This is a genomic window from Pseudoalteromonas agarivorans, from assembly GCF_024518735.1.
GTDB classification, from domain to species: Bacteria; Pseudomonadota; Gammaproteobacteria; order Enterobacterales; family Alteromonadaceae; genus Pseudoalteromonas; species Pseudoalteromonas atlantica.
The window spans coordinates 39,760-55,137 of the sequence record NZ_JANIGJ010000010.1 but is presented as its reverse complement, the minus strand read 5'-3'; the positions used below and the strand labels follow the sequence as shown (position 1 = coordinate 55,137).

Genomic DNA, 15,378 nt, shown 5'->3' with positions numbered 1-15,378 from the left:
TGCATTAGCGTGTTATCGCAATTTATTTAAAGCGAGTAGTAAAAGCTAAACCAGCCGCGCATTTCATCCTCAAAGCGATCGCCCTCTACGCGCGATAATCCCATATTAAAGGTTAAATCGTTCACACCGACGGGGCCTAATCCAAAGCTAAAATTGCCTTGATACTTTAAACCATAACTTTGTGCGTATACCGCATCATCTACCTGATGCTGTTTGTAATAAAGCCACGGCATGCCTTCTTTAAAGCTAAAACCACCGCCATAACCCACGTAGCGCTCAGCAGTTGTGCTATAAAATGGCAGCTCTGGTGAAAGCACAAACTCACTATTTTGGTGCTCGCTAATTAGGTTTGAGCTAAATCCGCCTAGCGCTAAGCTGCTATCATCGCGCTGCTTTTGAGTAAAATTAATATAAAGCGGCACATCAAACGCTTTACCAAATACTTTGGCCGCTAAATCGTAGCCATCCCAATTATTGTTTTTACTGCTGCCATCGTAATACTGGGCATTAACACTTTGCCCTATAGCAAATGCTTGGCGGTCGTACTGCCAGCTTTGTGTAATGCCTATGCGTGCCCATTTATTATAGTCTTGTTTATAATCGGTATAGTTATAAGCCAGCTCTGGCGTTATGCTAAACGCCGCGTATTTAATCGGGTAACTTAAGGCTGCAAAACCACCTCGTGCAGATACATCTGCATTTTCGCTCACTTGGTATTGTTTTGCGGTATTTAAATCATAATCAAATACACTCAATTTAAGCTTAACTGGCAGTGCATTATATTTTGCTTGGGCGTACCCACCGTGCAAAGCATCATCATTTAAATCAACACTATAGCCCGCTTGAAGGTCTAACTGTTTAAGTAAGTCACTACTTTTAATATTTATATTTAAAGCACTTGTAGCGGCCGAGTAATACTGTGCGCCAAGCGCTAAACTCGCATGCTGATCAAGCACATCGTAGCTGCTTTGTTTACCTACGGTTTCGCTATATATTTTTGCTTTAGGCAAAGTGTACTGATCAACTAAAAGCAGTGGCGCGCTATTATCAAGTGCTAAATCGGTGATTACTTCACCCTCTAGCGTACTCGGTAATTGCTTTACATTAGGCCCATCAGCAGTAATAGATAAATAAAGTAATGCCCCTTCGTTTGTTTCCAGTGGGTGGGCAACGGCTTCTTGGCCCTGGGTAAGTTTAGTTAATGTGCTACTTGCAATATGGTAGCTATAAATATCAGTTGAGCCTTTTAATCCGGCTACAAAGTAAATTTTTTCTCCGTTTTTACTAAAGCTGGGTTGGCTTAGGTATTGATACCCGTTTGGCATAGGCACGGCTTGGCGAGTATTATTGGCAACATCTTGTATATACAATTGCCAATTCTCATTTAAATTGGCTGATACATAAGCTAATTGGGTTTCATCAGGGCTAAAAGTTGGGTAGTCGTAAGCTGTTTTTAAGCTTTTAGTAAATAAAGGGGTAATGGTTTGCGTTGCTAAGTCTACTTTTACTAATTCTGAGTAGCCACCACGTACTTGCTCGGCGTAAAGGGTTTCTCCATTGTTTGTAACACTAAAGCGGCGTAAGCCAGCAAGTTTAGTTAACTGCTCAACTTTTCCGGTTTCGGTGTTATAACTAAAAATATCAGACACTTTGTTATAAATACCCGTCTCTTCACGTGTATAAGCATTAAAGTAGAGTGTGCTGTTATTTACCCATTGTGGATTAGCAATTCCCGCTCTGTTTATTTGATTTAATACGTGCTTTTTCTCACGTTTAAATACACTCGGGGCGTTATCGGGTATATCCAATGCATCGTTTTCTAATAGCGCTTTTTGTGCTTTTGTAAATTCATCTTCAGCTTTAGTATTATCCTGCGTGCTATAAATAAAAAGCTTGGTTTTTTTATCTTTATCGCGCTCAACAATCGCAAGTTTACTGCCATCTTTTGAAAGCGCAGGGTTGCTTGCATATAAGTTTAGCTTTAACCACAGCTCGCTGTTAAGCGCAGGCTCTGACTGCTCTTTCGCCATCGCTTTATAGGTATATTGTGCAATAAAGCGGCCATATAACTTAGCCGCACTTTGGCCAAATATCCCAGTAAAGGCCTCGTTAAAATCGCGCTTTTTAACTGCCTGCATACGTGTCCAAACAGCATCGAGCATTTGCGCTGAATAAGTTTGCTCTAGCCAATTTAAAAACCGGCTGCCCATTAAATACGCCATAGAGCCAGCCATAAAACCGCCCTCTGTATCGCTTAGCTGGCTATAGCTAGGCAATGCCCCCTGCTGAGCAAACTCAATGAGCATTGACTCAGTGTAGTTATCAAATAACCGCCCTCGGCCCGTCATTTTTGACTCAAGTAAGGTTGCATAACCTTCGGCTACCCAGCGCGGCATATCACTGTAAGTTAAGTCGTAAATATCCCACACCCCCCGTATTTTTTGCTGCCACGTGTTGCGTGTTGGCTGCGCTAAATGCACTAAGTGAATATATTCGTGCAATATAAGTAATTGCTGCCAGCCACTAATGTTAGAAACCACCGTATCTGATTGCGGGGGCGTGGTAAAAAGGGCCATTAAAGGATTATTAGAAGTAGGTAAAGCAAAACCGTTGGGCGCATTTAGGGGATCAAACACCACCACATCAACTACTTTACCGAGCGCTCGGTTTTGCTGCTCAAGCACTTTACTGCGCACTATTTCAAGTTCGACCGCTGTCGATTTAGCATAATCGGCGTTTTCGGTGCTGTAATGCACATTAAAGTGCTCGGTATGAATAGTTTGCCAATCAGCAGCTAAGGTAGGTGTGGCTAATAACAAAGAGGCAGCGATGAGTGATTTTTTCATAATAATCCTTTAAATGATTGATACCACTTAGAGTATTATTAAACCAACTAATGTTGCAGTAAAAAAATGTAACAAAGCTTATAAAAGTGTATAATTTATAAGCTTTTAAATTAAGCAATGCCTTGTTTTACATGAAAGATTAATAACGCCGTTAACGCTTTATTTGGCAACCTAAAAAGGCTAAATATGTAAGTCGATTGGTATAATTACATCCAGTTACGCTGCGTTGACTCCGCCTGATAAAGAGTAAAATCAATTATATAATCAGCATCTTGCTGCTTTATATAGGGCATAAAGGCAAACCCTGATGCAAGTTGTATATACAGGCTTTTAAGCCCTGCGCGGCGCATAAAATAGGTACTAATACTGCGTGCACTTTGTGCTTTATACAGTTCAAACACCCGGTAATGCACACCTATCATACCTTTGCGTACCACCATGTAAAAACGGCCGTTGTCTTCATGCAAATAATAGCCATAACGCTGATAAGCAAGCGTTACTAATCCCGCTAAAATAAGTAATACTCCCAAGCTAAGCCAGGCATTGAAGTCGCCTAAGTAACAGCCTAACAGCACAATAGCGCTTGGAATTAAGGCATAAAAGCTCAAATTTTTATAAAGTAAGGCACGTTCTGCGCCGTTAAACTGCAATTTTTTGCTATTAAACCACGGGTAAATCCATTGGCAAACGCTATCTACTTGCTCGTTATTTAAAACGGGTAACACTAAGGTTTGTTTATTTTTTTTAGCAGCCACGCCCGCCGCTATACCGCCGCTACTTGCTTGTAAGCACTCAACGGTAAAACGCTTTAGTAACCGCCCCATTAGGTTTTGTTTTATAACTATAGATTGCACTTTATCCATGCTCATAGACAACTGATGGCGCTCTAATAAGCCGGCAATACGTTTAAATTTTTGGCCTTTAAAGTAAAGCTCAAAGTTATAAAAACGAATAAGCGACATACCTACCGACAACATCACAGCCGTTAAAACAAGCAAAGCAATAAGCGTTATCATGGCAAAGGTTGCAGCACTTGCCAGTAAACCAAGCTCTTGCTGATAAAACCCTTCTACCTTAGCAATAATTTGCTGCTCTAAAAAATCTACCAACACATTTATAAAAGGCGCAATAGCGGCCATTGCTAATATAGCCATATTAGACATTAAGCCAAATTTAGCGATTTCTTTATTACTGATACGTAAGCTATTTTCTGCTTCAAAATACTCGCTGGAGGGTGTTTGCTCGTCGGGTTGCTGCTGCGCCTTAAAGGCAAAAATTTGTTTACGCATTTGCTGTGCATAGGCTTTGGTAACACCTGGCAATACCGCCTCTTGGGTTACGCTGCCTGCGGCATCAAAAATACAATTAACCAAATTAACGGGCGTAAAATAAAAGGGCTCAGCAATATTAACGTTTTGCACGCGCGAAAATTTTAACGTTAGGCGCTCTTTTTTAAACACCCCTTTGTTAAGCAAAATTTCGTGATCGTCGCTAATGCAAAACTTAAAATTTATGTAGTATAAAATTGAATATATTAGCAGTGTCACTATCGCAATAGCACCTGCAACTTGCGCCCAAAACAGCTTGTTTTCTACTTGTGTTACAAACACCACAAGCATAGGCAGCAGGTTTAAAAGCCCGTCTTTTACAAAGCGCACACTAAAATACACCACAAAATACAACACCGCCCAGGGAGATACTTTTTGCCAATGTAGTGAGCTACTTTGCTCCTGGCTAATGGTATTACTCATTTGCTAATTCAACCTGCGCGGGTGTGCCGTCTTGGCGATAATTTTGTACAAATTGGCGTATGTTTTTGCACTGCTCGTGGGTTAAGCCACTTATTTGTAAATCAGCACTGACCCCGCCGGCACTAAATAACTTTAAACTGGCTAACTTTAGTTTTCGCTCAATGGGGCCTTGGTGAATTTCCATATGCTGTACACGCGCGAGGGGCAAAATAGTTATTTGCTGCCAAATAACCCCTTTTTTAAACGCAATATCGTGATTGCGCAGCGCAAAGCCCTGCAGCTTAATACTCAGGGCGTTATAAAGCATTGAAAGCAATATTAAAATAGGCACGCCTATCAGCAAGTAGGTTTGTGCTTTGTTAGCAAACGCTTCGTTAAAGTAACAAACAGCAAACAGTACCGCGCAAAAAGGAATGTAAAACGCCAGCCAATTAAGTTGCACGTGTAGTAACGCTTTATCGGCCAAGGGGTTGAGCTGTATTTCGCTATGCTTTGGTAAATCCATTACTTGCTGATTATCAAACACGATTTTAAGTACCTTTCCTATTTACTGACTGTTAGCCCAGCTGATTGTAGTAACTAACGTATGGCTTTGTTTAGGCTCAAGTGTCACGTTATCTTCTAACACATTGGCGGCTTCTAAACACACCATGCTCAGGTATTCATCGTCAGCAAAATTAGATAAACGCTTAGATTTTTCTATCCATGGGTTCCACAGCACACACGAGCTTGAGTTCTCGCGGATTACATTAATAATCCCATCAGGGGTGTGAATGTGTTGCTGCTTAGCGGCCTGGGTATAAACCATATCGGTTTCGCGGGTAAACTCCACTGGCGCATTTTGCGCAAACGGCCCTTCACCAAATTCAATATATTGCGCGCCTTGTAAACCTTCTACATGGGTGTGTTTTATATCTGAGGTAGGAAAATAGCTGTGCAAAGCCTGTGTATAGCTAAAAGGGCTATTACTTAAATTAGTGGTTGTTAAACGCACCTGTAATTGCTCGCTCAATACAAACTCAACCTTTAACGCCGAGTGGTGCGGCCAATACGTTGGGTTAACTAACTTCATGGGTAAGTTTAAGCTAATTGTAATGTGCTCATCATCTTCATGCACAGCATCAGCTTGCCATAAACTGGTACGTGCAAAGCCATGTGCTGGCCAATCTTGGTTTTCATGATTACCAAACCAAGGCCAACAAATAGGAATACCACCGCGAATGCTCACCCCTTCTTGAAACGTCTCATTTTTAGAGACCCAAATAAGTGGCTTGTTATTTTTTGGGATGAACTCGGTAATTTGCCCGCCTTGCAAAAATATTTTTGCATCACACTTTGAGCTCGCAACTTTTATAAACTCTAGGCCGGTTTCGCTTTGTTCAATGCTAACTGATGGCGATAATTTCATGTTTTTCCCTACAATGCTGATATTAAAGATTTTTAACATGTGTATATAAACAATAATGCATGCGCAAAGTATACGCTATACTCACTAAACATTGCGTGCATAATTTGTTCATTGGCGATTAATACATACACAGCTAACTTACAAACAATTACCAATTAATAACAGCTGTTATAAATAACACTAATGCGTATAAATAATGGCCATGCTTTAGGGCAGTAAAACCGCGGCTAAGCTTAGGCAAACGCATGTTAAATTTATTAAGGTATTAATGCAGGTGGGTATAATACTAAAGTCTAAACCATAAGACTTGCCAATTATTCACAACATACGTAGTGTGCGCACCACAATGCAAACAATATGCTAATAACATTTAATAAGTTTTAAACAAAGTTATACTATTTTAGTTTCTTCTCAAACTAATAAAAACCAATAAAAATGGGCTCAAGCTTAATTTATTATTTGAATTCAATTTATTTGATGTGTAACATTTCGCGATTACGGCACACCTTTGGCCCATCGACGAGATAAGCAAATGCAAAAATATGACGAATTATTAGTTTCTTTACGTAAAGTAATCCGCGCGATTGACTTACATTCTAAGCAGCTAAATAAAACATCAGGTTTAACAGGCCCACAATTGCTTATAATGCAAGAAGTAGCGCACACCGATGGAATAACAGCAAGCCGTATCGCTCAGAATGTTAACTTAAGCCCGGCTACTGTAACTAATATTCTTGATAGAATAGAAAGCAGAAACCTTGTAACACGCGTTCGTAGTCAAATGGATAAACGCCGAGTGAGCTTATACCTCACCGAGCAAGGGAAAGAGTTACTAGAAAAAGCACCTCAGCCACTGCAAGAACACTTTATTGAAAAGTTTTCTGCACTTGCAGAGTGGGAGCAAAGTTTATTGCTTTCATCAATGCAACGCGTTGCAGCAATGATGGATGCTGATAAGTTAGACGCAGCACCTCTGTTAGAGGTAGGCGCGTTAACTCAAACACCAAATAAATAAAAAAAATAAAAAATAAATTTAAATTAGTTCTTACATCATTCGTAAGGGGCTTTTGGGCACCTTGAATTTTTTTATTTTTTAATCAAAACCTGAGCATCAACAATGACTAAACTCTCAAAATTAACGCTAGCACTAATGCTTGGCGGTGCTGCAAGCACTGCTCATGCAGCCGATCTCGACACACTGCAAAGCCAGTTAAAGCAGCTTAAGCAACAAATGCAGTTGCTTGAACAGCAGCTTGCTGATGAAAAATCAAAGCAAAGCCAAATCAACAAGCAACACGAACAACAAGTTGCCGAGATCAGTAAAAAGGCCGACAACAAAGAAGTTGTTGTTGCTGCCGCTGCGCCTGAACAAGAAGATGAAGGCATTAAAATTGGCGGTGCCGTACGTTTTAACTACAGCACAAACACCTACGATGAAGACACGCAAGACCGTGGCGGCGATTTAGACTTTGAAGTATTTCGCATTAACTTATCGGGTGAAATTAGCGATATTTCTGTAAATGGTGATTTTCGTTTTTACGATTACATGACCATTGTTAAGTATGCATACTTAGGTTACGAATTTACAGATGGCTGGGAAGCGCAAGCCGGTATTGCACCTGTACCGTTTGGTAACGGCCCATACAACTCACACAGCTACTTTTTTAGCACCAACTACTACGTTGGCCTAGAAGATGACTTTGATTTAGGTGTAACAGTAAACCGTAAACTTAAAGACAACTGGAAACTAGACCTCGGCTTTTTCAAAAATGATGAAGTAGGCGGCGTTGATGGCAGCTCAGAAGTTAACGAACGTTACTCTTACGATATTGTTGGTAGCCGTGCAACAACCGAAGGCACCTACGACGCACCAGGTTCGCGCCTTGGTGAGTACAATACTTTTGCTGGTCGTACAGTGTATCAAATAGAGCACAGTGAAAACGCTAAAACCGATATTGGCGTATCACTTCTAAGCGGTGGTTTGCACGACGGTAACGACCGTGCGGGTAACTACGGTGCATGGGCGTTTCATGTAAATAGCCAAATTAATAACTGGAATATTCAATTTCAGCACGGCGAGTACGACTACGACCTAGACGACAACAGCAACCGTTTTGTAGTTGGCGCGTTTGATTACTACGATACCGTATCAAGCGAAGCAACCATGACCAACTTTAACGTAGCTTACGATCTATCGCTTGATTGGGGCCCAGTAACAGGCGTTCAATTTTACAACGATTACGGCATTATTTACGACAAGTCTGACGACAGCCCAGATACGTGGATGAACGTAACAGGCATGAGCGTATCGGCCGGTGCATTATTTACTTACTTTGACTTTATTCAAGCACGTAACCAGCCATTTATTGGTGGCTCTGTTGCAGGTGATGGCGATACAGAACGTCGCTTTAACATCAACGTAGGTTACTACTTCTAAATAAGTAAAACATATTTAGTATTTTAAAAGGGCAAACTTAGTTTGCCCTTTTTTGCGTTTATAGGGTTCGATTTTATAACTATTTGGCCTACAATCCTAACTAACAGCCATTACTTAAAAGAGCCTAAGTGAATATAAAAGCAGTATTTATTTGTTATAAAAACTTATGGCTTAAAGCACTTGGGTTATTGTTAGTGGCTCTTGGCATTATTGGTATTGTGCTGCCGGTTATGCCTACCACCATTTTTTTTATTCTTGCGCTTACCTGCTTTACTCGCTCATCACCAGCGCTTGAACACTGGCTACTTAACCACCCTCGTTACGGCGTTACCTTACAACAATGGCAAGCGCATAAAGTAGTGCCTGTAAAAGCAAAATGCTACGCCGCGATTGGTATGCTAATTGGTTTTATATTTTTGCTTTACTCAAACGCCCCTGTTTGGGTTATTTACCTTGTTGGCGTAATTGAAATAGCCGTTATGATTTACCTAATTTTAAGGCCCTCGCACCCACCTAGCGCTAAATAACCGCTCTTTTTTGCATGCACACACCGTTTTGCCAAAAATTTAATGTAAAGTTAAGTAAGTAAATTTGTAATAGTTAATGCAAATGATTATCATGTTCTAAATTTAATTTAATTACTGTTTTTATGGCGTTTATTAATAAGCGGGCTTTGTACAGCACAAGCCGTGCGCTCCATATTTATATTTCTACAGCTTTGTTTTTTTTGCTTATTTTATTTTGCGTTAGCGGCATTGTACTTAACCATGTTGATTGGCTTAAAAACGACAAAAACAACGGCCAAGTAAGTACCGCTATTCCTCAAGCGTTAATGGCTAAAGCGAATACTCAACTAGATACATTACCCACCCTCTACCCAGACATAGAAGCGTTTTTTGCCGAGCAATACGCGCTCACTAATGTTAAAAGCATTGAGTGGGAAAAAGAAGACGCGCTGGTTATGCTCGACTACCCACTACCGGCAGGTTTTGCTTACGCAGAGCTTGATTTTACAACCGGTGAGCTAAACCTAGATTACCAAACCGGTGGCTTTTTAAGCCTGATTGGCGATTTACACAAAGGCCGCCACAGTGGCGCCGTGTGGAGCTGGGTTATTGATATTTCAGCGGTATTGATGATTATTTTTTCAATCACCGGGATGATTATTTTATTTCAAAACAGAAAAAAACGCTTAGCAGGAATATGGATAACCGTTTTAGGCATAGCAACGCCTTTGGTTATTTATTTATGTTGGGTGCCACAAATTAAAGGAGTGTCTTAATGTTAAAAGTAAGTACGGTACTAAGTGCAGCACTATTAATAGTTGCCGCATTATTTCAAACAACTGCGCAGGCACAAACGCCGCAGCTAGAGATTGAATTAACTCTACCCGATCTTGATGTACAACCTTACCACCGCCCATACGTAGCTGTTTGGCTAGAAACGCCAAAGCGTAAACACGTAACGACGCTTGCGCTATGGGTTCAAAAAGCAGAATGGTTTAAAGATTTGCGCCAATGGTGGCGTAAAGCAGGTAAAACCGACATTAACTTTGACGGCATAAGCGGCGCAACTAAGCGCGCAGGTACTTACACCATTGACTGGCAAGGTAAAGATTTAGACGGCAATGCCGTAAAGCCTGGCAAATACCTTTTAAACATTGAGGTTGTGCGCGAAGAAGGCGGCCGTGATTACAGCCGCATAGAGCTTGATTTATCACAAGCTGGCAAAGTGACCATTGAAGGTAAAAAAGAATTTTCGACAAGTTTTGTAACCGTAAGCACTAAGTAGCTGCTACTTAATCATTTGAATTTAAGGAAATACAATGAAAATTAATTTATTAAAAACGGCTTTAATTGGCGCACTTAGCTTATCGGCGCTGGTATCTACATCGGCAAGTGCACATGGGCGCTGGTTATTACCTTCGCACACGTCATTATCTGGTGACAAAGCGCACTACGTAATGATTGATGCGAGTATTTCTAATGAAATGTTTGCACCCGACAAAGCCTTTAAGCCAAAAGAAAAAGGCGCAGAGTACGACGACACACTACTTATGGCCCTTGCACCAAACGGTGAAGAAGTATCTGAGACCATTCGTGCTTATTACCTAAAGCGTAAAAGCTCAGCGGCGGTAAGCCTAAAAGAAGAAGGTACTTACCACATTGCCATGACGCAAAAGCCAATGTACATGACATTCTACAAAAACGAAGAAGGTAAGCGCCAGCGCGTATTTGGTAAAAAGTCAGAAGCTAAATTACCAAGCAATGCAAAAGATGTAACCACAACTAAAGTTATATCTACAGTAGATACATTTGTAAGCCGTAACGGTACTTCTAAGCCTGCACAACTTGGTTTAGGCCTTGAGCTTAGCGGCCCAACGCATCCAAACGATTTATTTGTTGGCGAGCAAGCGCGTTTTCAGTTACTACAAGATGGCAAGCCAGCGGGCGAAGGCATTGAAGTAAGCATTTTAAAAGGCGATACACGCTACCGTAACGAACGTGGCGAAATAAAAGTAACAACCGATAAAAACGGCATGTTTAGCACAACCTGGAAAGAGCCAGGCCTATACCTAATCGAAACCTCTAACAAAGTTAAAGTAAACGAAGAAGGCGTAGATGCCGGTCGTTATGCTTTATTCACGACGTTAGAAGTAGCGCCTGAATAATTTTTTTCACGCAATTTACACAATAAATTAAGGCCAAGTTTTCAGGGCGTGTTGAGCTTTGATGGTTGAATTTGCAGCAGTGTGTTTGGTTTTTAGGCAAGGCAGAGCCTATGAAGTGTGGTTATTCCCCATAAATAGGCGATAACGCAGCATAAATGCCAAACATGTGCTGCCCTTCGGGTTCTGCCTAGGGGCGATAAACTCTTTGTTGCCTACATGTATGTAGGTAAGGGGCGTGAGCAGGACGCGGAAGCTTTACTCGATTTTTACTTAGCCCACTAGGTTACAAACCTCGCGCCGCGATTTAATCGCCCCTAGATTGAACAAATTTCAATCCGCAAAGTGCAACACGCCCTAACTTGGCCTTTTTTGTTTTTTCAAAAAAACCGACAACTTACCTTGAATTTGCAGCCATTCGACACAAGATTGCAACTCGAGCGATCTAAACGTCTATAGCGGGCGTAAACTGTCATTTTAGTTGTTAACAACTTAGAATAACTTAGACAGTTTTTATCTTTGCACACAGGTAGTGCCTTCTATATTATGCGCTCCTTTGAAAAATCAATAGTCAGCAGCCCTTAAGGGAATCAACATCATGTTAAAGCAATTATCAGCCAAAAAAGTAGCACTTAGCCTGGCCGTTACCTCTGCGCTTGGCGCGTCTTATTCTCCTGCATTTGCTGCAGAACAAGACACTCAAGCACAAGAAAGTATTGAAGTGATTTCGGTTACCGGTACCCGCAGAAGCCTGCGCAGTATTGCCGAAAGTACCGTACCTGTAGATATTATTACCAGTGGTGATATGCAAAGCACGGGTCAGCTAGAAATTAGCCAAATACTGGCCAACCAAGTACCTAGCTTTAACTACCCAAGCGCCACCATGGGTGATGGTACAGACCACGCTAAACCAGCTGTATTACGTGGTTTAGCACCCGATCACACCCTAGTGCTTATTAATGGCAAACGCCGCCATGCTGGCGCGCTATTAAACTTAGCGGGTGTTGTTGGCCGTGGTTCTACCGCTGTTGACTTAAACATGATCCCAACTTCAGCCATTAAACGCGTAGAAGTACTACGTGATGGCGCAGCAGCGCAATACGGCTCAGACGCCATTGCCGGTGTAATTAACATTGTACTTAAAGATGCCTCAGAAGGCGGCAGCGTAAGCGTAACCTACGGCGAGTACGACACCCAAATGGCTGGCGTGCCTCAGCTAGAAAACACTTACGCAGATGCCGATGGCAACCTTGCCTTTAATACCGGTGCCGACCGCGAAGTAAACGACGGCGCAAGTCGTACAATTAGCGCAAACTCTGGTTTTGAGCTTTTAGATAACGGCTTTGTAAACGTATCAATTGAGTATCGCGATAACGACTCTACTCAGCGCTCAGGCTTTGACCCGCGCGAGCAATACGACCGCTTAGAAGATGGCAGCCTAGACCCACGCGAATTTACCATCGACCGTTACAACCACCGTTTTGGTAAAGCAGAGCTTGAAGACTACGCACTGTTTTACAACATGGGTTACGACTTTGATAACGGCTATAACCTGTACTCGTTTGGTAGCTACTCAAAACGCGAAGGTAACTCAGGTGGTTTTTACCGCCGTGCAAACGACAGCCGCAACGTGTTAGAAGTGTACCCAGACGGCTTTTTACCGCAAATTGAAACCGACGTACAAGATTACTCATTTGCCCTAGGCCTGCAAGGCGAAACTGGCGAATGGACATGGGATGTAAGTACCAACTACGGCCGTAACGACTTTGGTTTCGGCGTTGTAAATAGTATAAATACATCACTAGGTGCCGACAGCCCAACCGAATTTGACAACGGTGCATTGGTTTACGATCAGTTTTTAGTAAACGCTACAGCAAATACAGTGCTAGATTTTGGCTTGCCAGATGACGTATTTTTTACTGTAGGTGCAGAGTACCGCCACGAAAGCTACAAAATTGAGCAAGGCGAAGAAGCCTCTTACATTACCGCTTTAGATAGCGATGGCAATCCAATTGCTGCCGGTGGCGCTCAAGTATTAGCTGGTTTTGGCCCAGAAAGCGTAACCGATGAAAGCCGCCATAACGTAGCTGTATTTGTTGAGTTTGATACTTACCTAACAGAAGACTGGAACCTTGTTTTAGCGGGTCGCTACGAAGATTACACCGACTTTGGCGATACATTTACATCAAAGCTTGCGTCGCGTTACAGCATTAACGAAAACCTATCACTACGTGGTGCAATTAGCACAGGTTTCCGTGCTCCATCACTTGCGCAAAGCTCGTACCGCCAAATATCTACCGTACTTGAGAACAACCAACCGTTTGAAGTAGGTTTATTCCCTACTGATTCAGCGGCAGCGCAAGCGCTAGGTGCTGAACAACTAGATGCCGAAGAGTCTGTAAACGTAACAGCAGGATTTATGTACACGCAAGGCAGCTTTAGCCTAACTGTAGACGCCTACCGCATTGATATTGATGACCGTATTGTATTGTCTGAAAACCTAGAGGGCGATGCTGTAGTAGAAATACTGCAAAATGCCGGCGAGCTAAACACAGAAAGCGTACGTTACTTTACTAACGCTATCGACTCGCGCACGCAAGGTGTTGATATTGTTGCTACCTACAACTTAGATTTAAGCGATTTAGGTGACTTACGCTTAAACGTAGCGGCTAACTTTAACGATACCGAAGTAACGCACGTAGATGACAACCCAAGCGAGCTAAATTCACTAGGCGATGACTACGTTGTATTTGCACGCCGCGAAGTAGGCCGCTTTGAAGAAGGCACGCCAGATAGCAAATGGAACCTATCAGCAGTGTGGAACTTTAACGAATGGCAAACCACCCTTCGTGCAACGCGCTACGGTGAAGTGGCTGATATTTCAACTACCGCCGATCGCGATGAGTACATAGACCCTAAATGGATCACCGACCTAGAAGTAGCCTACCGCCCAGACGAATACTGGAAATTTGCAGTAGGTGCAAATAACTTGTTCGATCAGTACCCGCAAGCAACGGTAGATAACATTGGTTACTCTGACTTTGGCCAAATATTCCCGTACACGCCTTATGCACCGTACGGATTAGACGGACGTTTCCTATACGGTAATATTACTTACAGCTTTTAATAAATAACCTAAAAGCAAACACTTAAAAAGGATGCCATGTGCATCCTTTTTTAATTACTTCTTAGTGTATTTAACCACTTATTAGTAAATCCACTTTTCATAAACACATCTCACCCCAATAAAATCAATTACTTACAATTGGTCTCGTTTTTGCTCTACTATGCTTATACAAAACAAGCATAAATAACAAACACAAAGGACTAAACATGAGCTCATCAACTGTATCTAACATTACAAAACCACTTTCACTTATTGGCGGCATTTTATTATTAAGCGGCTGTGTGTTTCATATATCGCCAAGCGTTGCCTCAGTAAAACAAACTCAGCAGTTATCACTGCCAAGTAATAACCTAGAATACTTAAACGTATTAAGCGGTGCAGGCTCTCTTGAAATAAAAGGCTCGCCCAATGCCACCAGCATCACTGTAGATGCCACAATTTTTACCGCCGACATTGAAGACGAATACACACTCACCCTTGAGCAAAATGGCAAACAAGCTACCTTAGTTGCAAACAACAATACTGCCAGCGGTATGCGTTTTTACAGCGGCCAATCGCCACACATTGATTTAGTGGTTACTGTGCCAAGTAATTTAATGCTCGATATTGATGATGGCTCTGGCGACATTGCAATAAGCGCCATGCAAAATAACATTAACGTAGAAGACGGCTCTGGCAGCTTATCTATAAACAGTGCTAAAAACCTTACTATTGAAGATGGCTCAGGCGATATAACCCTTGAAAACATCACCGGTAACTTAGCACTTACCGATGGCTCTGGCAGCGTAAATATTAATAATGTTAGCGGCAACGCCGTAGTTGATGATGGCTCGGGCGATATGCGCATTAGCAATGTGCGCGGCACCTTAACTGTTGAAGACGGCTCCGGCAGCATTGCTATTAATAATATTAATGGCGCAGTAGATGTAGACGATAACTCTGGCGATTTAGTCATTGAGCACGTGCAAGCAAGCGTAACCATTGAAGATGGCTCAGGCAATATTCGTGTAAACCATGCTAAGGGGCTTACCATTACCGAATCGGGCTCTGGTGATGTAAGCATTGATAACATTAACGGCCCTGTAAAAGTAGCCGATTAATTATGACTAAATGATCCATTTTCAGCCACATGACCCATTGT

12 protein-coding genes are annotated in these 15,378 nt (G+C 42.0%); 8 read left to right on the top strand and 4 right to left on the bottom strand.

From position 1 onward, the window contains the following. Positions 1-26: 26 nt before the first annotated feature. The 4 genes from NQT65_RS16445 to NQT65_RS16430 form a co-directional block, all read right to left on the bottom strand. Positions 27-2,846 carry a hypothetical protein gene (locus NQT65_RS16445; protein WP_256851578.1) on the bottom strand — a complete coding sequence of 940 codons (2,820 nt, stop codon included), beginning with the start codon at positions 2,844-2,846 and terminating at the stop codon, positions 27-29. 206 nt (positions 2,847-3,052) lie between these two features. Then, positions 3,053-4,597, bottom strand: coding sequence for a PH domain-containing protein (locus NQT65_RS16440; RefSeq protein WP_256846376.1), 1,545 nt, complete (start codon positions 4,595-4,597; stop codon positions 3,053-3,055). After that, positions 4,590-5,123 carry a PH domain-containing protein gene (locus tag NQT65_RS16435; protein WP_095206679.1) on the bottom strand — a complete coding sequence of 178 codons (534 nt, stop codon included), beginning with the start codon at positions 5,121-5,123 and terminating at the stop codon, positions 4,590-4,592. Before NQT65_RS16435 ends, NQT65_RS16440 begins: the two co-directional genes overlap by 8 nt. Before the next feature lie 21 nt (positions 5,124-5,144). Further along, positions 5,145-6,005 (bottom strand): D-hexose-6-phosphate mutarotase, encoded by an 861-nt coding sequence (locus NQT65_RS16430; protein WP_256851577.1) that lies wholly within the window; start codon positions 6,003-6,005, stop codon positions 5,145-5,147. Between the two features lie 532 nt (positions 6,006-6,537). Here NQT65_RS16430 and NQT65_RS16425 point away from each other — a divergent pair. From NQT65_RS16425 to NQT65_RS16390, 8 genes are all read left to right on the top strand, one after another. Beyond that, positions 6,538-7,020 carry a MarR family winged helix-turn-helix transcriptional regulator gene (locus NQT65_RS16425; protein ID WP_138685064.1) on the top strand — a complete coding sequence of 161 codons (483 nt, stop codon included), beginning with the start codon at positions 6,538-6,540 and terminating at the stop codon, positions 7,018-7,020. Positions 7,021-7,122: 102 nt separating this feature from the next. After that, entirely contained in the window at positions 7,123-8,442 is a 1,320-nt protein-coding gene (locus tag NQT65_RS16420; protein ID WP_256851576.1) for a porin family protein, read from the top strand. A 128-nt stretch (positions 8,443-8,570) separates the two neighbouring features. Then, positions 8,571-8,969 carry a YbaN family protein gene (locus NQT65_RS16415; protein WP_256846377.1) on the top strand — a complete coding sequence of 133 codons (399 nt, stop codon included), beginning with the start codon at positions 8,571-8,573 and terminating at the stop codon, positions 8,967-8,969. Between the two features lie 122 nt (positions 8,970-9,091). Beyond that, complete coding sequence (locus NQT65_RS16410; protein WP_138685066.1) at positions 9,092-9,724, top strand: PepSY-associated TM helix domain-containing protein; 633 nt, start codon at positions 9,092-9,094, stop codon at positions 9,722-9,724. Continuing rightward, entirely contained in the window at positions 9,724-10,233 is a 510-nt protein-coding gene (locus tag NQT65_RS16405; RefSeq protein WP_256851575.1) for a DUF2271 domain-containing protein, read from the top strand. Before NQT65_RS16410 ends, NQT65_RS16405 begins: the two co-directional genes overlap by 1 nt. Positions 10,234-10,267: 34 nt before the next feature. After that, positions 10,268-11,113 carry a DUF4198 domain-containing protein gene (locus tag NQT65_RS16400; protein WP_126008637.1) on the top strand — a complete coding sequence of 282 codons (846 nt, stop codon included), beginning with the start codon at positions 10,268-10,270 and terminating at the stop codon, positions 11,111-11,113. 595 nt (positions 11,114-11,708) lie between these two features. Beyond that, positions 11,709-14,237, top strand: a complete 2,529-nt coding sequence (locus NQT65_RS16395) for a TonB-dependent receptor plug domain-containing protein (protein WP_276537890.1) — start codon at positions 11,709-11,711, stop codon at positions 14,235-14,237. A gap of 206 nt (positions 14,238-14,443) precedes the next feature. Further along, a complete protein-coding gene (locus tag NQT65_RS16390; protein WP_256851574.1) occupies positions 14,444-15,337 on the top strand; it encodes a DUF4097 family beta strand repeat-containing protein in 894 nt (297 codons plus the stop codon). Positions 15,338-15,378 lie beyond the last annotated feature (41 nt).

Excerpts from the sequence above, each read along its gene's own strand:
- NQT65_RS16425 (WP_138685064.1), top strand. The coding sequence starts at position 6,538 with ATGCAAAAATATGACGAATTATTAGTTTCTTTACGTAAAGTAATCCGC.
- NQT65_RS16405 (WP_256851575.1), top strand. The coding sequence starts at position 9,724 with ATGTTAAAAGTAAGTACGGTACTAAGTGCAGCACTATTAATAGTTGCC.
- NQT65_RS16400 (WP_126008637.1), top strand. The coding sequence starts at position 10,268 with ATGAAAATTAATTTATTAAAAACGGCTTTAATTGGCGCACTTAGCTTA.
- NQT65_RS16440 (WP_256846376.1), bottom strand. The coding sequence starts at position 4,597 with ATGAGTAATACCATTAGCCAGGAGCAAAGTAGCTCACTACATTGGCAA.
- NQT65_RS16445 (WP_256851578.1), bottom strand. The coding sequence starts at position 2,846 with ATGAAAAAATCACTCATCGCTGCCTCTTTGTTATTAGCCACACCTACC.
- NQT65_RS16395 (WP_276537890.1), top strand. The coding sequence starts at position 11,709 with ATGTTAAAGCAATTATCAGCCAAAAAAGTAGCACTTAGCCTGGCCGTT.
- NQT65_RS16420 (WP_256851576.1), top strand. The coding sequence starts at position 7,123 with ATGACTAAACTCTCAAAATTAACGCTAGCACTAATGCTTGGCGGTGCT.
- NQT65_RS16430 (WP_256851577.1), bottom strand. The coding sequence starts at position 6,005 with ATGAAATTATCGCCATCAGTTAGCATTGAACAAAGCGAAACCGGCCTA.
- NQT65_RS16390 (WP_256851574.1), top strand. The coding sequence starts at position 14,444 with ATGAGCTCATCAACTGTATCTAACATTACAAAACCACTTTCACTTATT.
- NQT65_RS16410 (WP_138685066.1), top strand. The coding sequence starts at position 9,092 with ATGGCGTTTATTAATAAGCGGGCTTTGTACAGCACAAGCCGTGCGCTC.